The sequence below is a fragment of the Candidatus Pandoraea novymonadis genome (assembly GCF_003004665.1).
Taxonomy (GTDB): domain Bacteria; phylum Pseudomonadota; class Gammaproteobacteria; order Burkholderiales; family Burkholderiaceae; genus Pandoraea; species Pandoraea novymonadis.
In genome coordinates this window covers 325,596-348,915 of the sequence record NZ_MUHY01000001.1, presented here as the reverse complement: position 1 = coordinate 348,915, position 23,320 = coordinate 325,596, and the positions used below count along the sequence as shown (strand labels likewise).

20 protein-coding genes, 1 tRNA gene and 1 pseudogene are annotated in these 23,320 nt (G+C 42.1%); 12 read left to right on the top strand and 10 right to left on the bottom strand.

Annotated elements, in window-relative coordinates; genetic code table 11:
- Positions 1-131 precede the first annotated feature (131 nt).
- The 3 genes from dnaG to BZL35_RS01490 all read left to right on the top strand — a co-directional run bounded on the left by dnaG (position 132) and on the right by BZL35_RS01490 (position 4,790).
- The gene (gene dnaG, locus BZL35_RS01500; protein WP_106182202.1) at positions 132-2,006 is read left to right on the top strand and encodes a DNA primase; all 1,875 of its coding nucleotides are present in this window, start codon (positions 132-134) and stop codon (positions 2,004-2,006) included.
- Positions 2,007-2,083: 77 nt separating this feature from the next.
- A complete protein-coding gene (gene rpoD / locus BZL35_RS01495; protein WP_420837013.1) occupies positions 2,084-4,693 on the top strand; it encodes an RNA polymerase sigma factor RpoD in 2,610 nt (869 codons plus the stop codon).
- Positions 4,694-4,714: 21 nt separating this feature from the next.
- Positions 4,715-4,790, top strand: a tRNA-Ile gene (locus BZL35_RS01490).
- Between the two features lie 159 nt (positions 4,791-4,949).
- On the opposite strand, the gene BZL35_RS01485 is transcribed toward BZL35_RS01490, so the two are convergent.
- From BZL35_RS01485 to BZL35_RS01465, 5 genes are all read right to left on the bottom strand, one after another.
- Entirely contained in the window at positions 4,950-5,711 is a 762-nt protein-coding gene (locus tag BZL35_RS01485; RefSeq protein WP_106182200.1) for an ABC transporter permease, read from the bottom strand.
- A gap of 39 nt (positions 5,712-5,750) precedes the next feature.
- Entirely contained in the window at positions 5,751-6,677 is a 927-nt protein-coding gene (locus BZL35_RS01480) for an ABC transporter ATP-binding protein (RefSeq protein WP_106182833.1), read from the bottom strand.
- A gap of 421 nt (positions 6,678-7,098) precedes the next feature.
- Positions 7,099-7,746, bottom strand: a complete 648-nt coding sequence (nth, locus tag BZL35_RS01475) for an endonuclease III (RefSeq protein WP_106182197.1) — start codon at positions 7,744-7,746, stop codon at positions 7,099-7,101.
- Positions 7,747-7,885: 139 nt separating this feature from the next.
- On the bottom strand, positions 7,886-8,515 hold the full coding sequence (gene rsxB / locus BZL35_RS01470) for an electron transport complex subunit RsxB (RefSeq protein ID WP_106182194.1): 630 nt from the start codon (positions 8,513-8,515) through the stop codon (positions 7,886-7,888).
- A gap of 291 nt (positions 8,516-8,806) precedes the next feature.
- Positions 8,807-10,006 (bottom strand): amino acid aminotransferase, encoded by a 1,200-nt coding sequence (locus BZL35_RS01465; protein ID WP_106182192.1) that lies wholly within the window; start codon positions 10,004-10,006, stop codon positions 8,807-8,809.
- A gap of 345 nt (positions 10,007-10,351) precedes the next feature.
- Here BZL35_RS01465 and uvrB point away from each other — a divergent pair, with 345 nt between their 5' ends.
- The 9 genes and pseudogenes from uvrB (at position 10,352) to iscX (ending at position 18,631) form a co-directional block, all read left to right on the top strand.
- A complete protein-coding gene (uvrB, locus tag BZL35_RS01455; protein ID WP_106182186.1) occupies positions 10,352-12,442 on the top strand; it encodes an excinuclease ABC subunit UvrB in 2,091 nt (696 codons plus the stop codon).
- Positions 12,443-12,656: 214 nt separating this feature from the next.
- A pseudogene (locus BZL35_RS01450) lies at positions 12,657-13,065 on the top strand (Fe-S cluster assembly transcription factor); the annotation flags it as partial.
- Positions 13,066-13,192: 127 nt separating this feature from the next.
- Entirely contained in the window at positions 13,193-14,416 is a 1,224-nt protein-coding gene (locus BZL35_RS01445) for an IscS subfamily cysteine desulfurase (RefSeq protein WP_106182181.1), read from the top strand.
- 15 nt (positions 14,417-14,431) lie between these two features.
- Positions 14,432-14,839, top strand: coding sequence for a Fe-S cluster assembly scaffold IscU (gene iscU / locus BZL35_RS01440; protein WP_106182179.1), 408 nt, complete (start codon positions 14,432-14,434; stop codon positions 14,837-14,839).
- A gap of 33 nt (positions 14,840-14,872) precedes the next feature.
- The gene (gene iscA, locus BZL35_RS01435; RefSeq protein WP_106182832.1) at positions 14,873-15,196 is read left to right on the top strand and encodes an iron-sulfur cluster assembly protein IscA; all 324 of its coding nucleotides are present in this window, start codon (positions 14,873-14,875) and stop codon (positions 15,194-15,196) included.
- Positions 15,197-15,479: 283 nt separating this feature from the next.
- On the top strand, positions 15,480-16,010 hold the full coding sequence (hscB, locus tag BZL35_RS01430) for a Fe-S protein assembly co-chaperone HscB (RefSeq protein WP_106182176.1): 531 nt from the start codon (positions 15,480-15,482) through the stop codon (positions 16,008-16,010).
- Between the two features lie 101 nt (positions 16,011-16,111).
- Positions 16,112-17,998 (top strand): Fe-S protein assembly chaperone HscA, encoded by a 1,887-nt coding sequence (gene hscA, locus BZL35_RS01425; RefSeq protein ID WP_106182174.1) that lies wholly within the window; start codon positions 16,112-16,114, stop codon positions 17,996-17,998.
- A 16-nt stretch (positions 17,999-18,014) separates the two neighbouring features.
- Complete coding sequence (fdx, locus tag BZL35_RS01420; RefSeq protein ID WP_106182171.1) at positions 18,015-18,356, top strand: ISC system 2Fe-2S type ferredoxin; 342 nt, start codon at positions 18,015-18,017, stop codon at positions 18,354-18,356.
- An 80-nt stretch (positions 18,357-18,436) separates the two neighbouring features.
- Positions 18,437-18,631, top strand: coding sequence for a Fe-S cluster assembly protein IscX (gene iscX / locus BZL35_RS01415; protein WP_106182169.1), 195 nt, complete (start codon positions 18,437-18,439; stop codon positions 18,629-18,631).
- A gap of 416 nt (positions 18,632-19,047) precedes the next feature.
- Here the strand turns inward: iscX and BZL35_RS05085 are convergent, their stop codons facing one another.
- The 5 genes from BZL35_RS05085 to BZL35_RS01390 form a co-directional block, all read right to left on the bottom strand.
- Positions 19,048-19,266 (bottom strand): PIN domain-containing protein, encoded by a 219-nt coding sequence (locus BZL35_RS05085; protein WP_106182166.1) that lies wholly within the window; start codon positions 19,264-19,266, stop codon positions 19,048-19,050.
- Between the two features lie 419 nt (positions 19,267-19,685).
- A complete protein-coding gene (locus tag BZL35_RS01405) occupies positions 19,686-20,147 on the bottom strand; it encodes a peroxiredoxin (RefSeq protein WP_106182164.1) in 462 nt (153 codons plus the stop codon).
- Positions 20,148-20,294: 147 nt separating this feature from the next.
- Entirely contained in the window at positions 20,295-21,203 is a 909-nt protein-coding gene (locus tag BZL35_RS01400) for a polysaccharide deacetylase family protein (RefSeq protein WP_106182162.1), read from the bottom strand.
- Between the two features lie 106 nt (positions 21,204-21,309).
- Complete coding sequence (locus BZL35_RS01395) at positions 21,310-22,356, bottom strand: bifunctional UDP-4-keto-pentose/UDP-xylose synthase (RefSeq protein ID WP_106182159.1); 1,047 nt, start codon at positions 22,354-22,356, stop codon at positions 21,310-21,312.
- A 9-nt stretch (positions 22,357-22,365) separates the two neighbouring features.
- Positions 22,366-23,271, bottom strand: a complete 906-nt coding sequence (locus BZL35_RS01390; RefSeq protein ID WP_106182157.1) for a formyltransferase — start codon at positions 23,269-23,271, stop codon at positions 22,366-22,368.
- Between the last annotated feature and the right edge of the window lie 49 nt (positions 23,272-23,320).

Genomic DNA, 23,320 nt, shown 5'->3' with positions numbered 1-23,320 from the left:
TGAAGATAGTGAATTGCATCTTAGTCTGACTAACAGATGCCTCTGTAATATTGCAGATAAAATAAATGCAGACGTGTTTCTAATATCAACGAGCTCACGTGCTGGGTAATATCTCTCATCATATTTGAGCCATGATTCCTCAAACATTTGTTCAAGAACTACTCAACCGCGTCGATATTGTCGAGGTAATTGGACGTTATGTGCCCTTGAAGAAGGGAGGGGCCAATTTTATTGGCCTTTGTCCATTCCACAGCGAAAAATCACCGTCATTTACAGTGAGTCAAATCAAACAATTTTATCATTGCTTCGGTTGTGGCGCAAATGGTACGGCAGTGACATTTTTAATGGAACAAGGGGGTCTCGGTTTTATTGAAGCGGTTGAGGATCTTGCGAATTCAGTAGGACTTAATGTACCTCGTGAGATGTCTATGAATGGTGTTAAGGAGAAAACTTCGCAGCGGAAGGAGATATTGAGATTAGTTGATGTTATGAATTGCGCGAGCAATTATTACCGTCGTCAATTACGCACTGCAACACTTGCTATTGACTACTTGAAGGGTCGTGGTTTAACTGGAGGAATTGCAGCTAAATTTGGCCTTGGTTATGCGCCGAATAGTTGGCAAAACCTAGCAGCGGCATTTCAAGATTATCGTAGTGATCTATTGATGGAAGCGGGGTTGGTAATTGATGGCGATAAAATGACCCGCAATGATGGGTTAAACCGACGTTATGACCGATTTCGTGATCGAATTATATTTCCTATTCGAAATGCAAAAGGACAAGTGATTGGTTTCGGTGGACGCATAATGGGAAATGGAGAACCGAAGTATTTAAATTCTCCTGAAACATCGCTCTTTTCGAAAGGGAACGAACTATACGGCCTTTTTGAGGCGCGTAGTGGAATTCGTGATGCGGGTTACGCACTTGTCGTTGAAGGTTATATGGATGTCGTCACACTTGCACAAGCCGGATTTCGAAACGCACTTGCTACGTTAGGGACTGCTTGTACGTCTATGCATGTGCAGAAACTGTTGCGTCAAACAGAAACGGTGGTATTTAGCTTTGATGGGGATACGCCCGGACGACGCGCTGCAAGGCGCGCAATGGAAACGTGTTTGCCGCATGCAGGGGACAATTGTAGTTTTAAATTTTTATTTTTACCAGCGGAGCATGATCCCGACAGTTTTATCCGTAAATTTGGTGCGAAAGTATTTTCTGAAAAAGTGAATGAAGCCATTCCACTCTCTCAATTTTTGATTGCAGAAGTGCTGAAAGGTAAGGAGATGCATCAGCCTGAAGGTCGTGCACGTGCTTTTTTCGAAGCAAAGCCTTTGTTACAGGCTTTGCCGACAAATACTCTTCGTAGTCAAATTTTGAAAGAATTTTCGGCGCGCGCGGGGATACCTCTCGAAGATGTTATAAATTTGTGCCAATTACCTGCTCAACCTAGAATAAAAAATTATAATAAAGCTTTGATAAAGCCTGAGAAACGTCCTGTAGTTAATACAGCCCGACGTATATTGCAAAATCTTTTGATGTATCCGTTGATAGCAAATAATTTGACCGATGATGAAGCGCAACAATTGAAAGTAGTCAAGGACTATTCTGAAATTTTCCAGGAAATCTTGAAGCTTTGTCAAGATATGGGAACTCAAGCCGATTTTCGGTATCTTTCGGATCTTCTGCGTACCTCACCAAATTTCGCGACTTACGAAGACGTTCTGCGTGAAATCATGTCCTTTGATGAAAATGTGCGGGATTTAGTCTTATCGAGTTCAGAAGATGAAATTCAGCTTGATAAACGACAGGAACAGCTGCATTTACGGTTGGTTGAGGTGCGTAGTGCCATTCGCAAGTTGCGCTACGATGGATTATGCGAAGCTTTAGATCGCTTATATAAGCAAGGCTCACTTACTCCCGAAGAGATGTGTCATGCTGCGGCTCTATCACGTGAGCGTAATGAATTGAAACGACAGTTATTTTCCAACAATATAGGATATTCATGATACGAGGATGAAGAAAGTTCGCATGATATAATCAAAAATATTTCAGTGGGCTATTTTTTCTGGCAAGTGGAATTAATATGGAAAAGACGACAACGTCCGGTAGAAAAAAGATAAGAGATGAGGTGTCGTCGTCAGCGAAGCCCACTCCAGTGATAGAACTCCCCGTTTCTCAAAACAAGAGATCGAAGAAAGAAAAATCATCCTCCCTGACTAAGTCTTTTAGTGCAAAAGTCGCTAAGTCTGTGAAGGATAAAAAAGTGTCTCGGGCTGAAGCTAGTAATGGAAGAACATTGCATCAAGAAAAAACTACTGCTGTTTCAAAAACAGGCAAATCTTCTATGAAAATTGTTGTTTCAGCAAAAAAGATAGAAAAGGTGATGACTGTCTCAAAAGAATCGGCGCACAACTTGAGAACCATCCGCAATATGCGTAATAAAGCAGAAAAGCCGATCGAAATTGATAATTGTCAAAGTGAGTTTCCATTGAGAGAATCTAAGACAGCTTATGACCAGGCCGAAGTTGTTGTTGCCAGAAAGGGGGTTATCGAAGGGAATCAGTCGATGGAAGCGAAGGTTGTAATGAATGAAGTAACTCAACCATCCACATCTGCTAAGCGCTCTCCCAGAGCTGGAAAGGGAACTATTCCAAATATGGAAGCCATAAACACTGCTTTCATTGCGCAAGATAACGCAGTAAAAAATATATACGATCAACCCTTGAACGAAGATCAGATTAAAGTGGAAAAGCAGAAGGCACGTGACCGTCGAGCAAAGGAAAAGGCGTTACTGAAGGATGCATTTTCTTCACATCAGCCAGGAACTGCCGAAGAATTGGAAGAGCGGCGTGGGAAGCTCAAAGCGCTTATTAAACTTGGGAAAGAGCGTGGCTTCCTAACATTTTCCGAGATTAATGATCATCTTCCTGATGATCTTATCGAGAGCGAGGCGCTGGAAAGTATTACCGGTACGTTCCATGATATGGGAATTGCAGTTTATGAGCAGGCGCCGGATGCTGAAACATTGCTGCTCAATGATAATGCGCCAAACATTGCTTCTGATGATGAAGTTGAAGAAGAAGCAGAGGCAGCGTTATCGACCGTCGATTCAGAGTTCGGCCGTACGACGGACCCAGTACGCATGTATATGCGTGAAATGGGAACAGTGGAGTTACTAACGAGAGAGGGTGAAATTGAAATAGCCAAACGCATTGAAGAAGGCCTCAAGCATATGGTCAAGGCTATTTCAGTATGCCCTACAACGATTGCTGAAATTCTTGTATTGGCAGATAAAGTCAAGCGTGATGAAGTACGCATTGACGAGGTGGTTGATGGGTTAATTGACTTTGATACAGATTCTGTAACTGTGCAAACTTCCTCTGAGGACGAGGGTTTCGATGGGAGCTCGGAAAATGATGATGCAGTATCGCCCGAAGACGAAGATAATTCAGATTCTAGTATTTCAGCAGCACATATTGAACAACTTAAGCGTGATGCGCTGACTAAGTTTTCATTGATTGCTGAGTTATTTGGTAAAATGGAAGATTGCTTCCATAGAGAAGGTTATCAGTCGAAGTCATATTTGAAAGCAGGGGCATCGATTCAGGCAGAACTGATGACCATTCGTTTTACCGCGAGGACTGTTGAACGATTGTGCGATACTTTGCGTTCGCAGGTGGATCAGATCCGTTACATTGAACGTGCGATCTTGCATATTGTTGTTGATAAATGTCGTATGCCTCGTTCTGATTTTTTATCCAGTTTTCAGGGGAATGAAGTCGATCTCAACTGGATCAACACGATTGTGGCTGATGGCAAGAATTACAGTTCAATACTGGAACGTAACGTGCCAGCTATTCAAGAACTTCAGCAAAAGTTAATTGATTTGCAGGCAGATGTGATATTGCCATTGAGTGAATTGAAGGATATCAATCGTAAAATGGCCGAAGGTGAGCGTCGCGCACGTAAGGCCAAACGTGAGATGACAGAAGCCAACTTGCGTCTTGTAATTTCTATTGCTAAAAAATATACGAATCGTGGTCTACAGTTTCTGGACCTAATTCAGGAAGGCAATATTGGTTTAATGAAAGCCGTTGACAAATTTGAATATCGTCGTGGTTACAAATTTTCGACGTATGCGACTTGGTGGATTCGTCAAGCAATCACGCGTTCAATCGCAGATCAAGCACGGACGATACGTATTCCAGTCCACATGATAGAAACAATTAATAAGATGAATCGAATTTCTCGTCAAATTTTGCAGGAAACTGGCCTAGAGCCTGATCCAGCAACACTGGCTGAGAAGATGGAAATGCCAGAAGAGAAGATTCGAAAAATTATGAAGATCGCGAAAGAGCCTATTTCCATGGAAACTCCGATCGGAGATGACGATGATTCGCATCTAGGTGATTTTATTGAGGATGCTGGCACAGTCACTCCCGTAGATGCTGCACTTCATGGTAGTATGAGAGATGTCGTGAAAGATGTGCTTGATTCATTGACACCTCGTGAAGCGAAAGTGCTTCGCATGCGTTTCGGTATAGAGATGAGTACGGATCACACACTTGAAGAAGTTGGTAAGCAATTTGACGTGACGCGTGAACGGATTCGTCAAATTGAGGCAAAGGCGCTTCGTAAGCTACGTCATCCAAGTCGATCTGATAAACTCATGTCCTTCCTGGAAGGTAGCTAAGTTACTTACAATTAATTTGATGGGCCGTTAGCTCAGTGGTTAGAGCAGGGGATTCATAATCCCTTGGTCGCTGGTTCGAACCCAGCACGGCCTACCACATCAATATCTGTGCTCAGTAATATACAATTTAAGTGCATATTACACGATCGAATTTAAGCCTTAGAGCGAGATGGATGTCGAATAAGAGACTTCTATGGAGATGTAATCTGCTTTTTCAAAAAAGAATGATTTTCCTCCTTTATATTGATGCTTAGCATTAGTGTTTTAAACGATACCCTGTTTTAAAAATCCAGCCAATGATGATGAGGAAGACTGATAAAAATACGATGGTCATCACAACACTAATGCCAACATTAACATCGGCAATGCTATAAAAACTCCATCGAAAACCACTAATTAGATAGACCACAGGGTTAAAAAGAGTCACAGTTTTCCAAAATGGTGAGAGAACATCTGTCGAATAAAAGCTGCCGCCGAGAAATGTTAGTGGTGTAATGACAACAAGTGGTACCAACTGTAATTTCTCGAAGCCGTCAGCCCAGATGCCTATAATAAACCCGAGTAGAGAAAAGGTGAATGCTGTCAATACTAAAAATATGAGCATCCAGAACGGATGTTCGATTCGAAGAGGCACGAATAGTGAGGCTGTTGCGAGCATGATCAAGCCGAGAATAATGGACTTGGTTGCTGCTGCTCCGACATAACCGATAGTGATCTCTAGGTATGAAATTGGTGCCGACAGCAGCTCATAAATGGTCCCAGTAAAACGCGGAAAATAGATTCCGAATGATGCGTTTGATACGCTTTGTGTGAGGAGGGATAGCATAATCAGACCAGGTGCAATGAATGCACCGTAAGGGACTCCGCTAATTTCTGGAATACGAGATCCAACCGCAGCACCGAAAACTACGAAATAAAGTGATGTAGAGATTACTGGCGAGATAATGCTTCTCATCAAGGTTCTTCGTGTTCTTGCCATCTCAAAATTGTAGATGGCAAGTACGGCATAGAGATTCATTTTTAGCACCTTCTCACAACATACATGATGAGTATTTTTTTAAGAGGTGTGATGGACAAGGCTTACGAAAATATCTTCGAGAGAGCTTTGTGTCGTTTTTAAATCTTTCACAGCAACGCCGGCCTGATCTAGGTCACGTAATAGCTCAGAAATCGTTGTTGGTGCAACTTTAGCATCGTAGATAAAAATCAGTTCATCACCACCAGTGGCAAGCGTCATGTCATACGCGGCAAGCGATCGCGGAATACTTTTCATCGTAGTTGTTAGCTGTAATGTTAATTGTTTGCTACCGAGCTTACGCATGAGATCCATTTTATCTTGCACTAGCATAATTTTCCCTTGATTGAGAATGCCGATACGTTCAGCCATTTCTTCAGCTTCTTCAATATAGTGTGTGGTTAAAATGACTGTCACGCCTGTGGTGCATAGTGACTGCACGAGACGCCACATATCTCGTCGTAGCTCTACGTCCACACCAGCCGTTGGTTCATCTAGAAAGAGAACCTGAGGTTCATGTGCCAATGCTTTTGCAATAAGCACACGTCGTTTCATACCGCCAGATAGCGTTAAAAGCTTGTTATGACGTTTTTCCCATAAAGACAAATCACGAAGTACTTTTTCGATATGATCGGAATTGGGAGGCTTACCAAATAAACCGCGAGAAAATGAGACCGTCGACCAAACGGATTCGAATGCATCTGTTGTAAGTTCTTGTGGTACTAGGCCAATACATGCACGCGCAGATCGATATTCTGAGATGATGTCATAACCATTCACTTTCACGGTACCTTCTGTTGGACGTACGATTCCACAAATGGTGTTAATCAGCGTGGTTTTTCCTGCACCATTTGGACCAAGTAGGGCAAAGATTTTTCCACGAGGAATCTCCAAGTTGATTTTTTTTAATGCCTGGAAACCTGAAGCGTAGATTTTCGACAGATTCTGGATGGAAATCACGGTTTGCATGGCGGGAAACAATAATAGCCGCTTAAAACCTGCATATAACATTGCTGTATAGCACTAACGACAGTAGTAAAATTCCGAGAGTGTTATATGCTGATGCGAGTGAGTAAATGAGAGGGATAGAGCTATGTCATATAAATTAAATTAAATATGTGGTTCCTGAAGGACTCTCCTCAATAGTCAAATTTCTCTCACAGACCTCAGTATTTTGTCAATACAACATCTACCTTAGATCAATATTCCTTTGGAATTGGAAAGTCCTATATAAGAATAAGCAGATAAAAATAAATTGGATCTTCAAAAAATTTCAGTCGATTAAGAGCAGCGTTATATAGATGATATTCCAAGCATTTTAATCTTTTTATGCCTCCTCCCTAACTTGATATGTAATTTGACGTTTTATTAAAATCTCCAAGATTGCTTTTCAGAGTGTGGAGGATGCTACTGTTTTAAGATGAAAATCGCATAAGGAAGCAACAGCGCAATGCCAACATTCAGGTTTGCGTGCTTTACAGACGTATCGTCCCAGTAGAATCAACCAGTGATGGGCATGTTGACGAAATTCGACGGGTGTGACTCGATTGAGTGCAAGTTCGACAGCCATCGGTGTTTTACCAGGAGCAAGACCTGTGCGATTAGCAACTCGAAAAATATGAGTATCCACCGCAATGGTAGGTTTACCAAAAACAATGTTAAGTACAACATTTGCTGTTTTACGACCGACCCCGTGCATTGCTTCAAGACTTTCTCTGGAATCTGGCACCTCTCCAGCATGTCGATCGATCAAGGACTGACTTGTTAAAATAATGTTTTTAGCTTTTGTGCGGTAAAGTCCAATTGTTTTGATGCAATCTATAATGCCTGCCTCGCCGAGTAGAAGCATTTTTTCAGGCGTGTTAGCAAGTCGATATAGCTTGCGCGTGGCCTTATTAACCGAAATATCGGTAGCTTGTGCAGATAGTAGCACGGCAATCAGTAATTCAAATGGTGAGGTGTATTCGAGCTCTGTGACAGGATGAGGATTGAGTTGCTGTAGCGTTTTAAAAAATGTGCGACGTATGGCTGAATTCATTGATACAGAGGTTCATCAGGATGATGGAAAGAAAAGTTTAATGTATTCATTAATGCGTGTATTTCGTCATTTTGGGGGAAAGGCTTAAATAATATTTTTTTATGGATTGCAACTTCGCTTATTGTGTAGTTTAATCAGGTCAGCTTTCTATCTCAGACGTGCTGCTGCTGACAATAATATTTGTTATTGTGGATTCTCTGATCGACGAGACAGTAACGCGAGAGACTGCCCGCTCGGCTAACCGGGCTTCGTGAGCAGATTCATTGTTCGCCAATCTTCTCATATGGTTTTCGTAATTTTTTCTTGCTGTATTAGCTTCCGCCTTTGACCAAGCATTCCAACCGGTTTTTTCTTTAGTAACTACCACCATTTCTATGCAATCAACTGGGCAAGGAGAAACACATAAGTCGCAGCCGGTACAGAGATTCTCGATAACGGTATGCATCTGTTTCGATGCACCTATTATGGCATCGACAGGGCATGCTTGAATACATAAAGTACAGCCGATGCATAATGATTCCTTGATAACGGCGCGATGGCGTGGACGTTCAATGCCATTTTCTGGATTAAGTGGAATTATAGGTTTGCTAAGTAATGACGCTAGTCGTGCTACTCCTTCAATACCCCCAGGGGGGCATTGGTTGTATCCTGCGGCATCAGTAGCAATGGCTGCAGCGTACTGACGGCATCCAGGGTAACCGCATTTTGTACATTGTGTTTGTGGTAATAAAGCATCAATTTGCTCGACAAGCTTGTTAACTTCAGTCAATTTTTTATCGGATAAAATTCTATTAGAGCGGGGTTTCCCCGTGATATTTATTCAAAATACACTGTGAGTTGGAACGAAAAAATAGTATCCCATTCGTTTGCAATGTGCAAATTCCAAAACATCACTCTTCTTCGGAAGAAGGTTGATAGTTTTTATTTGGTTTCTAAGAATTATTATTTTACGTTCTTCGTTAGAGAAAGCACCATTCGTTGAAAGGATGCTGCTTTCTCTTTTTACTTAAATGATTAGCCTCTATAAAAGAGATTATCTATTTGCTTAGATAGAAGGCTTTTAGCGAATGACTTGAGCTATGGATGAGGCAACATAGTCAATATTTTTTTCGTTCAATGTGGCAACACAGATACGGCCTGTCGAGACAGCGTATATGCCAAATTTTTCACGCAAACGTTCGACCTGATCGGCACTGAGGCCAGAATAGGAAAACATGCCACGTTGCTGGATTACGAATGAAAAATCGCGATCCCCATCTTGGGAGAGCAGCCTTTCCACTATTGATAGACGCATGGAATGGATGCGTTGACGCATTTGGGTCAATTCATCCTCCCACATAGTACGTAGCTCTGGGGTTCCTAGCACTGAAGAAACTACTGCAGCACCATGCGTTGGTGGATTCGAATAGTTAGTACGAATTACACACTTCAGTTGTGATAGAACGCGCGTGCTTTCATCATTGCTCCTAGTTACGATTGACAAGGCACCCACTCGCTCACCATAAAGAGAAAATGACTTAGAGAATGAGCTAGAGATAAAAAAATTGAGTTCGGATTTTGCAAACAATCGAATAACCGCAGCATCTGCATCGATTCCATCACCAAAACCTTGGTAAGCGATATCGATGAAAGGTACCAAATTGCGTTTTTTTATGACTTCAAGGACTTGAGCCCATTGCTCGAGGCTTAGGTCAACACCGGTAGGATTATGACAGCAAGCATGTAGTACGACAATCGTACCAGGTGATTCCTTATCTAGCATGTCGAGCATGTTAGATAAGTTAACCCCATGAGTATGAGGATCGTAGTAAGGGTAAGAAATAACATTGAAACCGACCGAAGAGAATAAGGCCCGGTGGTTTTCCCAGCTTGGGTCGCTAATAGCGACGTTGACATTTGGATTCAACTGTTTTAAGAAATCGGCACCGATCTTGAGCGCGCCAGTCCCTCCCAAAGTTTGTACTGTTACAACACGCTTTTCGGCTAATAGATTGGAATCCTTGCCAAACAAAATTTGCTGCACTGCAACGTTATAGGCAGCAATACCTTCTATAGGCAGGTAACCTCGCGGCAGACGAGCAGCTATTCGTTGCTTTTCAGCCTCTTGCACCGCCCGTAATAGAGGTAATTTACCGTTACTATCAAAGTAGACACCTACGCCTAAATTTACTTTATTAGGGCGATTATCGGCATTAAACGCCTCGTTGAGACCAAGTATAGGATCGTGAGGGGCTAATTCGACACTAGAAAAGAGTTTCATTTTGAAAGCTCGAGAGTGGAAATTCTATGAATGAGAATGGATTGATTAGACTTTAACTTCATATCTGATTGACCAACGAGGTCCATTTTAGCGAAGAAGATTAAGTTTCGTAAAAAACGATATACACTTTGAAAGATGAAATATGCTCTGAGAAGGATAGTATGGTGATTATCAATCCAGTCGACACTGATCATAAATAATGTAGTGTTCCAAGCTTTTTACATCAAAATTGCTTCTTCCACTAGTTTTTTGATGTCTGAAATTTTTCTTACTGAAGTATTCTTACTAAGAAGACTGGTGTGATAAATTTATTTTTTGTAACTCGACCTTTTTTGGAAACTCAACATGACCTACGTGCAACAGGAAAATCAGGAGATTGACGAGGATCGGTTTCAGATATTTTTAAATTCTCCGTACAAGCTTTATTGCCCTTTTCCTGCAGCAGGTGATCAGCCTGAAGCTATTCGTCAACTTACAGAAGGTATTAAGGATGGTCTTGCTTTTCAAACACTTTTAGGAGTAACCGGATCAGGAAAAACTTTCACGATGGCTAACGTAATCGCACGTATGGGACGGCCAACAATTGTATTTGCACCCAATAAAACATTGGCAGCGCAGCTATATTCTGAGTTTCGAGATTTTTTTCCATGTAATGCTGTTGAGTATTTCGTTTCTTATTACGACTACTATCAGCCAGAAGCTTATGTGCCACAGCGTGACTTATTCATTGAGAAAGACTCATCGATCAACGAGCACATTGAGCAAATGCGGTTATCTGCTACAAAAAGCTTGCTTGAACGGCGTGATGTTGTCATCGTTGCTACTGTTTCGGCGATTTATGGCATTGGAAATCCCAACGAATATCATCAGATGATTTTGACGTTGCGTCAGGGCGATAAACTTGGTCAGCGAGACATCATCGCACGTCTCATTGCAATGCAGTACTCTCGTAATGAGCTCGACTTTACACGTGGAACTTTTCGTGTACGTGGCAATATGATTGATATTTTCCCTGCGGAACACGCAGAGCTTGCAATGCGTGTAGAACTATTTGATGATGAAGTTGAGGCAATGCAAATGTTCGACCCAATAACAGGGCGTATTCGTCAAAAAATTTCTCGATTTACGGTATACCCATCATCACACTATGTTACACCACGTGATACGGTCTTGCGGGCCATTGAAACTATTAAAGATGAATTACGTGAACGTCTTGATTTTTTTTATAAGGAGAACAAGCTGCTTGAGGCGCAGCGTTTAGAGCAGAGGACACGTTTCGATTTAGAGATGCTTACAGAACTTGGATTTTGTAAGGGCATCGAAAATTACTCCCGACATCTCAGTAATTCCGCCCCTGGGGATCCTCCTCCTACATTAGTCGACTATCTCCCTGACGATGCACTCATGTTTCTTGACGAATCACATGTATTAATCGGTCAGTTTAACGGCATGTACAAGGGCGATCAGGCGCGTAAAGAAAATTTAGTTAATTACGGATTTCGACTGCCATCAGCACTTGATAACCGACCCCTTAAGTTTTCGGAATACGAACGAAAAATGCGTCAGACAATTTTTGTTTCCGCGACACCAGCAGACTATGAAAATCAGCGTACTGCTCAAGTAGTTGAGCAGGTAGTTCGGCCAACTGGGCTTTTGGATCCGATCATACATGTCCGTGCGGCTCGTACACAGGTCGATGATCTCTTATCAGAAATCTATTTGCGTGTGCAGGTACGTGAGCGAGTCCTTGTCACGACGCTGACGAAACGTATGGCAGAACAGTTGACAGACCATTTGTCTGACAATGGTATTAAGGTCCGTTATCTGCATAGCGATATTGACACGGTCGAACGGGTGGAGATCCTACGAGACTTGCGGATCGGGACATTTGATGTGCTCGTTGGTATTAATTTATTACGTGAAGGACTGGATATTCCCGAGGTATCGCTAGTCGCTATTTTGGATGCAGACAAAGAGGGTTTTCTACGTGCAGAGCGATCGTTAATTCAGACGATTGGTCGTGCGGCACGCAACGTAAACGGTACGGCAATTCTTTACGCTGATAAGATGACTAATTCGATGAAAAATGCGATTGATGAAACAAACCGGCGACGTACCAAACAAAAAGCGTACAATCGAGAACACTCTATTGTACCGAAAGGGGTGCAGAAGCGCATCAAAGATATTATCGATGGGGTGTACGATCTCGATGAGGCACGTGCCGAACAGGCTAAATTGTCTGAGCATGCTCGCTATCAAGATATGAGTCAAAAACAGTTGTCAAAGGAAATAAAAAAACTTGAAAAGCAAATGCTTCACTACGCTAAGAACCTTGAATTCGAAAAAGCGACACAGGCACGAGATCAATTATTGCATGTTAAGGCACTTGTTTTTGGAACAGATGGAGCCAGTGAGCTTGTTCCGGTGTATTCATAAGCTTTGACTTTTTGTTGCCGACACTCATCACAATATTCGACAGCGATATGATATTTTTCCTTAAAATTCTATAAGAAAAAATATAAGACTTTCTGCTTTCCATCACTTGAAGATGCAAAAGTAAATAGATAAAAATTTTACAAAAAAACTTGACTAAATTAATGCTGAATTTATACTTGACAAAAATAGTCAACATTATCCTGAGCATATTCCCATGAGACTTACAACGAAGGGTCGTTTTGCCGTTACAGCGATGATTGACATGGCTATAAACCAGGTTGGTGGACCTGTAACTCTTGCAGGAATCAGCCAGCGACAGCAAATTTCCCTTTCTTACCTAGAGCAACTATTTAGCAAACTTCGGCGTCACGAAATCTTGGAGAGTATACGTGGTCCAGGCGGAGGTTATGTCTTAGTGGGTCGCCCAGAGGATGTAACTGTGGCAGACATTATTATCGCAGTTGATGAGCCAATTGATGCCACCAATTGCGGCAGTAAAGGGAATTGTAAAAAAAGCCAAGATGGTTACCCTAGCCATTGTATGACACACGAACTTTGGACAACACTGAATCACAAAATAATTGAATATTTAGATTCTGTATCGCTGCTCGACTTGGTTGAACGAGAGTCTAATAAGCGAAAACAGTCCACAGCTTTACAAAATGCCGCGAAAACATCTGCGATGTCTAATAATTCACGAAGAATTATCTCACGCGTACCGAATTCTGTCTTTGATATTGCTCGTTCCACATGAAAAAAGATACTCTGCATCTACCCATTTACATGGACTACAGCGCTACCACACCGATTGACCCGCGTGTGTTGAATAAGATGCTGCCCTATCTTAGTAGCCAATTTGGCAATCCTGCTTCCCGTAGTCATGTCTTTGGTTGGGCAGCAGAGCGAGCTGTTGAAGAAGCTCGTGAAGAAGTTGCTAAATTGGTGAATGCCGATGCGCGTGAGATTGTTTGGACTTCTGGTGCAACTGAGTCAAATAATTTAGCAATTAAAGGTTCTGCCCATTTCTATAAACACAAAGGTAAGCATCTTATCACCCTTAAGACTGAGCATAAGGCGGTACTGGACACAATGCGTGAGCTAGAACGTGAGGGTTTCGAAGTCACTTATCTATCGGTACAAGAAGATGGTTTGCTTGACGTTGAAAAATTCAAGTCAGCTATTCGTCCCGATACAATTTTAGCTTCAGTGATGGCTGTTAACAATGAAATCGGTGTTATTCAAGATATTGGAGAAATAGGTTACATTTGTCGTGAGAATGGTGTGATTTTTCATGTTGATGCGGCACAAGCGACTGGTAAGATGGTTATTGATTTGCTTAATTGGCCAGTGGACTTAATGTCATTCTCAGCGCACAAAACTTATGGGCCAAAGGGTGTAGGTGCATTGTACGTTCGTCGTAAGCCACGTGTACGTATTGAAGCGCAGATTCACGGTGGAGGACATGAACGTGGTATGAGATCTGGAACATTGCCGACACATCAGGTTGTGGGTATGGGTGAGGCATTCCGTTTGGCACGTGAAGAAATGGCAGTAGAAAATAATCGTGTGCGCATGCTTCGCGATCGCTTGTATTATGGCCTAACAAAAATAGAAGAAGTTTATGTTAATGGTGATATGGAAAAGCGTGTGCCGCACAATTTGAATATCAGTTTCAATTTTGTTGAAGGCGAATCTTTGATTATGGCGATCAAAGATGTTGCTGTTTCGTCGGGTTCCGCTTGTACATCTGCTTCACTAGAACCATCTTATGTTCTTCGAGCACTTGGACGCAATGATGAACTGGCTCATAGCTCAATTCGTTTTACTGTAGGTCGTTTCACAACCGAAGAGGAAGTTAATTATGTAGTAGATCTGTTCAAAAGCAAAATCCTGAAGCTGCGCGATTTATCGCCACTCTGGGAAATGTACAAGGAAGGGGTCGATTTGAATTCGATCCAGTGGGCTACACATTGATTCAAGGAGTTTGCTATGTCGTATAGTAAAGAAGTGCTTGATCATTATGAGAATCCGCGTAACGTTGGTTCATTTGATAAGCGTGACAATGGGGTTGGTACAGGCATGGTTGGTGCACCAGCTTGCGGTGATGTGATGAAGCTACAGATTCGTGTTAACGAGTCCGGTATGATTGAGGATGCTAAGTTTAAAACTTATGGCTGTGGCTCTGCTATTGCTTCGTCATCTCTTGTTACCGAATGGGTGAAGGGTAAGACTCTTGATCAGGCACTAAATATCAAAAATACACACATTGCACATGAATTAGCCTTGCCTCCAGTAAAAATTCATTGCTCAATTCTTGCTGAAGATGCGATTAAAGCTGCAATTGCAGACTACAGGCAAAAGCATGGTAATAAATTACAATCCACGCAGACAGCGTAAGTGGTAAATCTCAGCATTGAAGAGGATGCTAGAATGGCAATCACAATGACCGAAAAGGCCGCAGAGCATGTATCTCGCAATATCATGCGTCGAGGATATGGCGTGGGTTTACGATTAGGGGTGAAGGCGACCGGTTGCTCGGGGTTGGCGTATAAGCTTGAATATGCTGACTCATTTGCACCAGAAGATGTGGTTTTTGAATGCCATGGTGTGAAGGTGTTGATTGACCCAAAAAGTTTGCCGTACATCGATGGAACAGAACTCGATTTTGGGCGAGAAGGTTTAAACGAGGGATTTCGTTTCCGTAATCCGAATGTAAAAGATGAATGTGGTTGCGGTGAATCATTCCGTGTCTGAACCTTCAAATCTAAGCCAGAGATAATCTGGCTTGCTAAGCCTAAAAATTTTGGATCGGCGATGTAGATCACCCCAACTCCATTGACATGGCCTTACATATTTTCTTTGTTGACAGTGAGTCGTCAAGAAAACTCACTGTGGAGGGTGTTATAAGTTTTTATTTGCTATCTTTGTCTACCTTATATTGACAAGGGTAATAAAAATATTTTCTAGGGTATGTAGAATGGACGGCTGAACCCGGTTCCATGGGAGGCATAATGCTCTGCCAATATAAGACGATGTAATGAGTTCGCTGACAGATAATTATTTCGCATTATTTGATTTACCACAATGCTTTAGATTAGATATTGCAGAACTCGATTTAGCCTATCGTGCAGTGCAGTCACGTATTCATCCAGATCGCTTCGCAAGGGCGAGCGATACTGAGAAGCGTATCGCGATGCAGTGGGCAACTTTTGTAAATTTAGCCTTCCAAACATTGCGTGACCCCGTAAAACGTGCTTCCTATATATTGACATTGCACGGTATAGATGTTAGCACCTTGGATGATGCGTCGATGTCGAGAGATTTCTTGATACAACAGATGAGATGCCACGAAGAGATTGAAGATGCCGTTGGTGCGAGTGATTTCGTTGAGCTGAATCTCTTGGCCAAGAGATTGAGTGCTGATCGCAGTGCAAAAATAGATAAGCTTGGTGATTGGATTGATAGCGGAAACTGGAAACCTGCTGTAGAGGCTATTCGTCAATTGATGTTTATCTCACGTGCGCAACAGGATATCGTGCAGAGGATTGAAGAACTTGAAAATATATAACGAATGTAATAGAACGCGACTATAGACAAACATAGCAGTCGTGAATGACGTTACCTCACTGATAAGATAGCCTGCGCTATGCGCGGCTTCGAAGTAAAGCGATGGCACTCCTACAAATTTCAGAACCAGGTATGTCCCCTGAGCCGTACCGCCAGCGACTCGTTGTTGGCATTGATCTTGGCACCACGCATTCGCTAGTAGCGGTTGTTAAAAATGGTGTCCCTGAGGTATTGGCCGATGAACAGGGACGTATACTTTTACCATCCGTAGTCCGTTATTTAACTTTAGGACGTCCTCAAATTGGTTATACCGCTCGTGAAGCATCCACGATCGATCCAAAGAATACTATCATATCCGTCAAGCGTTTTATGGGTCGAGGTTTATCGGACGTTTTGCATGCTGGAGAAGAAACACCTTATGATTTTGTTGACGCGCCAGGTATGGTTCAGATCAATACGGCTCGCGGAGTTAAAAATCCTGTTGAAGTTTCTGCAGAACTCCTTTATACCCTACGTCAGCGTGCAGAGAATGCTCTTGGCGCTGATTTAGTAGGTGCCGTTATCACGGTACCAGCTTATTTTGATGATGCACAACGACAAGCTACAAAGGATGCAGCTAAGTTGGCTGGGCTCAATGTGTTGCGTTTGCTTAATGAGCCGACAGCTGCGGCAATTGCTTACGGCCTTAATCATGGGGCCGAAGGTATCTACGCAATCTATGATCTTGGTGGTGGAACGTTCGATATTTCCATCCTGAGACTAACAAAAGGCATGTTCGAAGTGTTGTCCACAGCTGGTAATTCAGCGCTTGGTGGAGATGATTTCGATCAGGCTATTTATCGTTGGATTATTGAAACAGCGCAATTGAAAAACGACTTGTCGGCTGAAGATGTGCGTTCGTTACTAAATTATTCCCGTAACGCCAAAGAAGTACTGTCAGATGTTGAATCAACTATCATCACAGTAACGTTAACAAATGGCAGTCTAATCTCTCTTACTCTGACACGTAATATTCTCACCGAAATCACTGATGCACTGGTAAAAAGGACGTTATCGCCAGTACGTCGAGCTATGCGAGATGCGGGGGTTGATCCTGAGGATGTTAAAGGCGTAGTTTTAGTAGGCGGTATGACACGTATGCCACAAGTACGTGTTGTGGTGGGAGAGTACTTCCGCCAAACTCCACTGACGAATCTTAATCCGGATCAAGTGGTAGCACTCGGGGCAGCGATACAAGCCAATTTGTTGGACGGTGGTAATAATCAAGGTATGGGTGATGACTGGCTGCTGCTCGACGTAATCCCGCTATCTCTTGGTGTTGAAACAATTGGTGGTTTAGTTGAAAAGATCGTCCCACGTAATTCGACGATTCCTGTCGCTCGTGCACAAGAGTTCACGACCTTCAAGGATGGCCAAACGGCGATGGTAATTCACGTGTTGCAAGGCGAGCGAGAACTGGCTGTTGATTGTCGTTCACTGGCACACTTTGAATTGCGAGGGATTCCTCCAATGATTGCTGGTACTGCGCGTATTCGTGTGACCTATCAAGTCGATGCCAATGGCTTACTGTCAGTGTCAGCACGTGAAATACATTCAGGGGTAGAAGCGTCTATCGAAGTGAATCCGTCCTACGGGCTTGCTGACGGGGACATTGTACGGATGTTAAAAAATAGTTTTGGTACGGCTGAGATGGATATGTCTACCCGTGTGCTACGTGAACAGCAAGTTGAAGCGAATCGTCTCTTAGATGCGGTCGAAAGCGCATTATTTTCTGATGGAGAATTATTAGAGGAAAATGAGCGGGCAGTGATAGTTGATATGATGAATCATCTTCGAATCCAATTGTCTGGAACAGACTATACTAGTCTAAAGGCAAGTATCGAAGCACTTGTCAATGCAACAGATGATTTCGCGGCTCGTAGAATGAATAAAAGTATTAGTGCTGCACTGGCGGGCCGAAAGATCGCTGATATTGATAAGTCATTTTAAGTATTAATTAATCATCATGCCTCAGATTATCGTTTTACCTCACCTTGAACTTTGCCCTGAAGGTACCGTGCTCGAAGTTGAATCTGGTACTACGGTGTGTGATGCACTTCTTGCCAACCATATTGAGATTGAGCATGCTTGTGAAAAATCTTGTGCATGTACTACCTGTCACGTAATTGTGCGAAGAGGTTTTGATGATTTAAAATCAGCTGAAGAGGATGAGGAAGACTTGCTCGATCGTGCATGGGGCTTAGAACCGACGTCACGGTTATCATGCCAAACTCAAATACCTATCCAATCAGATCTTGTGATTGAGATTCCGAGGTACTCGATCAATCATGCTAAAGAAAACCACTAAGTTGTCTTGGATGCGTATGATGCATCGATCACCTCATTATATTAGGTAATTATTACAATGATGGATAAAGGAGCAGCTTTATGAAGTGGACAGATACTCATGATATTGCAATTGCGCTAACAGAAAGATATCCAGACATTGATCCTCAAGTAGTACGTTTTGTTGATTTACATAATTGGATCGTTGGGTTAGAAAATTTTGACGATCAGCATGGGTGTGGAGGAGAAAAAGTACTTGAGGCAATTCAGATGGCCTGGATCGATGAAACACGATGAGTCTTCTGTGAGTGTTTAATGTGCACATATACTATCCAGACAAGAGAGCCTTTTAAAAAATTGAGAGAACTCAAGCCTGAACTGAATCTAATATAAGATCACGTGTATTGAATTTTTGATCTGTGCAAAACTCCATTCGATTACGTATTGCCGTCAAATTAAAAGTTAAAAAATTTCTGTCTTCAAGTATTTTTTCGATGAGGTAATCTTCGGCTTGTATTCCTAATGCATGTGCTTTTACACCTATAATTAATGCCTTTAGACACTAATATAATCTGACAGTGTGGATTTTTTGTAAGGTGTCTGGATGACAACGAAAACATAGGCTTCTCTATGCTTAGCAAATCACTTTCAAAGTAAAAAGATCTATGGGATTTTTATTTCTTCTCCTAAGCAGGACAAGGAAATACTAGCTATCATTTTTTACCATTAGTAGTGTTAGTGAGATAATGGTATCCAAAGTCCGGATCGACTGGCGGAAATTTCATACCATTTCTGAAACACTTTTTTTTATGATTGTTGAGTTCATCTAGCATTATCATAGGCGCATACATATCATTTTCTTTAAAATTGGAAAAGCTATCCGGATTGTGTATCAATACATTGACATCAAGCACGAATATTTTGGCTAGCATATCCTTGCAATCAAGAATTTTGACAGATTTTTGAGACTCTTTTGTCAAGTAATATTTTGGTAGACAATAGATTCTGGATGTTGTCGCTATGAGAAGTAGCAAGTTTATTGCTGTTTTTGCTGTGTTTGAAACGTTGCTAGTAGCAGGAGCAAGTAGGAGACCGATCCCACGGTCGCTCTTTTCTAGTTAATTGAAAATTGGTTGCACTCGCACTAGTCTATTTTCAATAGTATGGGTTGCGGTTTACTGGGTTTTGTGTTTTTTTTTGGCGAAGTCTGCGATCGCTTTGGAGAAACTGATCGAAAGCAAGTGATGTTTCCTTTTTTATCTGTGCCAATGGCAGTAGCATAGGTATCTAATTCTAGAGAAACACACAAGGTTAACGTTCAGCAGATTAACATTAAAAACCGGAACTTCTTTTATAGCGCTTGTATAGCAGAAAGTACCTCGTCGACGTGATTCGCAACCTTTACGCAACGCCATTCTTTTCGAAGAATACCATTGGTATCGATTAGGAAAGTACTTCGCTCAATCCCCATATATTCTTTACCGTACAGTTTTTTCTTTTTGAGAACATCAAATAGATTGCAAATCTTTTCTTCAACATCAGATAAGAGGGGGAAAGGTAGACCTAATTTACGTTTGAAGCTATCGTGTGAGCGAAGACTGTCGCGTGATACGCCAATGATTTCAGAATTTAACTCTATAAATTGCGTGTAAGCATCACGAAATGCCATACTTTCCATGGTACAGCCGGCTGTATTATCCTTAGGATAAAAATAAATGATAACTTTCCTCCCTCGTAGTCCTTTTAAAGAGATTTCCCCCCCGGTAGCAGCGGCCGTGAAATCAGGAACGTGAGTATCTATGATGACAGTCACAATAAGCCTCCTTGGATATGTAAATCGAAATTCTTGGACAACATTCCGATAAAAAATTGCTATTTATTTTAGTTTGTTGGTATTACCAATATATATTGTTTGAAACTTTGGTCTAAACTGTTCTTATTAGAACTTTGTTCAATCAAGTTATAGAGTAGGAGTAGCACCTTCTAAAATCAGCTCACCTGCGCGTCCGTTTATTCTCCCCCATACCATAGAGTGAGCAGGTAGTTTTTTTAAATCTAGAGTGGAATAATAGTCCTCCATGGCAACTAACGAGTACCCTTGATCAGTCCAGCCAGTTAGTAACTTTGAAAATAATGGAGCAAGTTTTTGGCCCTCAAGCTCAGCATGAAGCGTAAATACATGATCTTTCTCTACATTAATAGTTAATGTAAGCAAATACTCGAGTACTCCATCAGCATCCAAGCCGTTGATACCAATCAATTCATCAACGGTTGGCAAGGTAGTTGGTATTTGCACGTGGTTCAAGCGTTGCCCATCCACGATAGGGTAATGTGGAGCATTACCACGACCATCGGAGGCATATTTCATATCCCATCTATCAATTTGACGAAATGCATGGGCATTCATCTGCCAACCTGCAGCGCCGTGTGTGACGGGAGAGGTATCAAATATCTCAATATAGCGTGTATAAGCATTTTTCATCTGCCGTTTCGTCCAAACGGCGTCACTCATACGGACATTGTCTTGCCAATATACGTGGTCCCAAGTATGAATGCCGGTCTCATGTCCCTCTTTGGCAACTGCACGCATGGCATTAACTGCTCTTATACCGATATCTGGTCCAGGCAATAATGTGCCGTACATTAGTGTTTTAAAGCCATAATGCTCAATGATAGATGTACGAGTAACTTTTTTAAGAAAACCTCGACGAAATAGCCGTTTGAGAGCCCATCCAGTATGGTCTGGACCAAGACTAAATAAAAAAGTGGCTCGCGCGTGAGCAGATTCTAGTAAACGAATGAGATTTGGCACACCTTCACGGGTTCCGCGCAATGTGTCTACGTCAATTTTTAAGACAATATGAGCCATCCCTTGAAAATTTTTTATGGATTCGGATATTCAAAAAAAGACCAGCAAGCCAAGATCTACTCCGAAGATAACAAAAAATATTTACGACGGACTAGATCAATACTATTTATTCTTCATCAACTAGATGGCGAGCATCTCCTACGCGACTACGATATGCTTCGAATATTTTTCGAAGTGAGTGGTCCATATTGGTTGTGAGTTTCCACCCGAGTTCTTGGATTGTATTTTCGATATTTGGCACACGATTTTTTATATCCTGATATCCATTGCCATAGTATTCTTCCGATGAAGTTTCGGTCAACTGAACTTGTTTAGCTGAGACGGCATATTCTGGAAATTCAATGGCTAACTCTAACATCATATTGGCTAATTCGCGCACAGAATAGTTGTTTTTCGGGTTGCCAATGTTGTAAATTTTTCCTGATGCTACACCATTCTTGTTATTAATAATACGGACCAAAGCATCGATGCCATCATCGATATCAGTAAACGTACGCTTTTGGTGACCTCCATCCACGAGATGGATGTTTTCACCACGGGCTATATTCCCAAGAAACTGTGTTACAACTCTTGATGAACCTTCCTTTGGTGTGTAAATCGAATCGAGTCCGGAGCCAATCCAGTTAAATGGACGGAATAGTGAGAAATTTAGTCCTTCCATGCCGTAGCCCCAAATTACGCGATCCATCAATTGTTTTAAGCATGCGTAGATCCAACGTGGCTTGTTTATCGGGCCGTAAATCAACATCGAGGCTTCTGCATCAAATGAGTCATCTTCGCACATACCGTAAACTTCGGAGCTAGAGGGAAAAACTAAATGTTTCCCATATTTGAAAGTCAAGCGAACAATTGGAAGGTTTGCTTCGAAGTCGAGTTCGAAGACGCGTAGCGGCTGCGTGACGTAAGTGGCTGGGGTAGCAATTGCGACGAGTGGCAGGATGACATCGCATTTACGAATGTGGTATTCCACCCATTCTTTGTTAATCGTAATGTCACCTTCCAAGAAGTGCATGCGCTCATGATTGACTAGCTCACCGAGACGGTTTGTGAGCATGTCCATCCCGTAGACTTCCCAGTTAGTAGCCTCGAGGATACGTTTTGATAGATGGTGACCAATAAATCCATTGATACCAAGAATAAGTACCTTTTTCATAGTTCCAAGTCATTGATTAAGCTGAGAAAAGCGTTCTGGTGTCACAGGAACCCCATTCAGTAATAGTTCTTGAATGTCAATAGCATGACCGTCACCGCAAATGCCAAGCATTTGATGATTTACCACTTGTAAGCCATTATGTAAACCAGTAAGTGCACCAATATGTGAAAGACGCGCTTTTGAAACCACCCACTGGTTTCCCCTTATGTTTGTAAAGGCGCCTGGATATGGAAATGACACGGCACGAATGAGGTTATAGACATTTATTGCAGACTGCCTCCAGTCGATTTTTCCATCTTCGGGTTTACGAACTCCAAAATAGCTGCCTGCTCTCAAATCATTTGAACGACGTGGGGCGGTACCATTTAAAAGCTTTGGTAAGCAGTGCCAGAGGGTTTGCTCAGCTGCAACTGTGACTTTTTCAAAGACTTCACCAGCTGTATCATCAGGCAAGATTGGCACAGTAGTTTGCTCGACGATAGCTCCTGCATCTGGTTGAGCAATCATTTCGTGTAAGGTAGCACCAGTTTCACTTTCTCCTCGCAATACTGCCCAATTTACGGGTGCACGCCCTCTATATTTTGGTAGCAATGAGCCATGCATATTGAATGCACCATGCTTAGCTAGGCTGAGTATTGCGCTGGGTATTATGTGACGATAATAGAATGAAAAAATAAAATCAGGTGCTATTGCTGTGATTTTCTCCTGTAAATCAGGACCATTCGCATGGTTAGGAGTCACAACAGGAATGTGATGTTCCGCGGCAACGGATGCAACACTATCAAACCAAATATTTTCATTTGGACTGTTTTGATGACTAATCACCAGCGCGACGTCAACACCTTGGGTAAGAAGTACTCTTAGGCAGCGTACTCCCACATTGTGGTAAGCAAAAACAACAACTTTAGATTTCATACATAAAAATATGTGCACACTTTTCGTTTAGAGTCAGAATAAATTATCC

Excerpts from the sequence above, each read along its gene's own strand:
- fdx (WP_106182171.1), top strand. The coding sequence starts at position 18,015 with ATGCCTCAGATTATCGTTTTACCTCACCTTGAACTTTGCCCTGAAGGT.
- hscA (WP_106182174.1), top strand. The coding sequence starts at position 16,112 with ATGGCACTCCTACAAATTTCAGAACCAGGTATGTCCCCTGAGCCGTAC.
- BZL35_RS01400 (WP_106182162.1), bottom strand. The coding sequence starts at position 21,203 with ATGGCTCATATTGTCTTAAAAATTGACGTAGACACATTGCGCGGAACC.
- iscU (WP_106182179.1), top strand. The coding sequence starts at position 14,432 with ATGTCGTATAGTAAAGAAGTGCTTGATCATTATGAGAATCCGCGTAAC.
- BZL35_RS01480 (WP_106182833.1), bottom strand. The coding sequence starts at position 6,677 with ATGCAAACCGTGATTTCCATCCAGAATCTGTCGAAAATCTACGCTTCA.
- nth (WP_106182197.1), bottom strand. The coding sequence starts at position 7,746 with ATGAATTCAGCCATACGTCGCACATTTTTTAAAACGCTACAGCAACTC.
- BZL35_RS01485 (WP_106182200.1), bottom strand. The coding sequence starts at position 5,711 with ATGAATCTCTATGCCGTACTTGCCATCTACAATTTTGAGATGGCAAGA.
- BZL35_RS01465 (WP_106182192.1), bottom strand. The coding sequence starts at position 10,006 with ATGAAACTCTTTTCTAGTGTCGAATTAGCCCCTCACGATCCTATACTT.
- BZL35_RS01390 (WP_106182157.1), bottom strand. The coding sequence starts at position 23,271 with ATGAAATCTAAAGTTGTTGTTTTTGCTTACCACAATGTGGGAGTACGC.
- BZL35_RS01445 (WP_106182181.1), top strand. The coding sequence starts at position 13,193 with ATGAAAAAAGATACTCTGCATCTACCCATTTACATGGACTACAGCGCT.
- iscX (WP_106182169.1), top strand. The coding sequence starts at position 18,437 with ATGAAGTGGACAGATACTCATGATATTGCAATTGCGCTAACAGAAAGA.
- uvrB (WP_106182186.1), top strand. The coding sequence starts at position 10,352 with ATGACCTACGTGCAACAGGAAAATCAGGAGATTGACGAGGATCGGTTT.
- BZL35_RS05085 (WP_106182166.1), bottom strand. The coding sequence starts at position 19,266 with ATGCTAGCCAAAATATTCGTGCTTGATGTCAATGTATTGATACACAAT.
- BZL35_RS01395 (WP_106182159.1), bottom strand. The coding sequence starts at position 22,356 with ATGAAAAAGGTACTTATTCTTGGTATCAATGGATTTATTGGTCACCAT.
- dnaG (WP_106182202.1), top strand. The coding sequence starts at position 132 with ATGATTCCTCAAACATTTGTTCAAGAACTACTCAACCGCGTCGATATT.
- rpoD (WP_420837013.1), top strand. The coding sequence starts at position 2,084 with ATGGAAAAGACGACAACGTCCGGTAGAAAAAAGATAAGAGATGAGGTG.
- hscB (WP_106182176.1), top strand. The coding sequence starts at position 15,480 with ATGAGTTCGCTGACAGATAATTATTTCGCATTATTTGATTTACCACAA.
- iscA (WP_106182832.1), top strand. The coding sequence starts at position 14,873 with ATGGCAATCACAATGACCGAAAAGGCCGCAGAGCATGTATCTCGCAAT.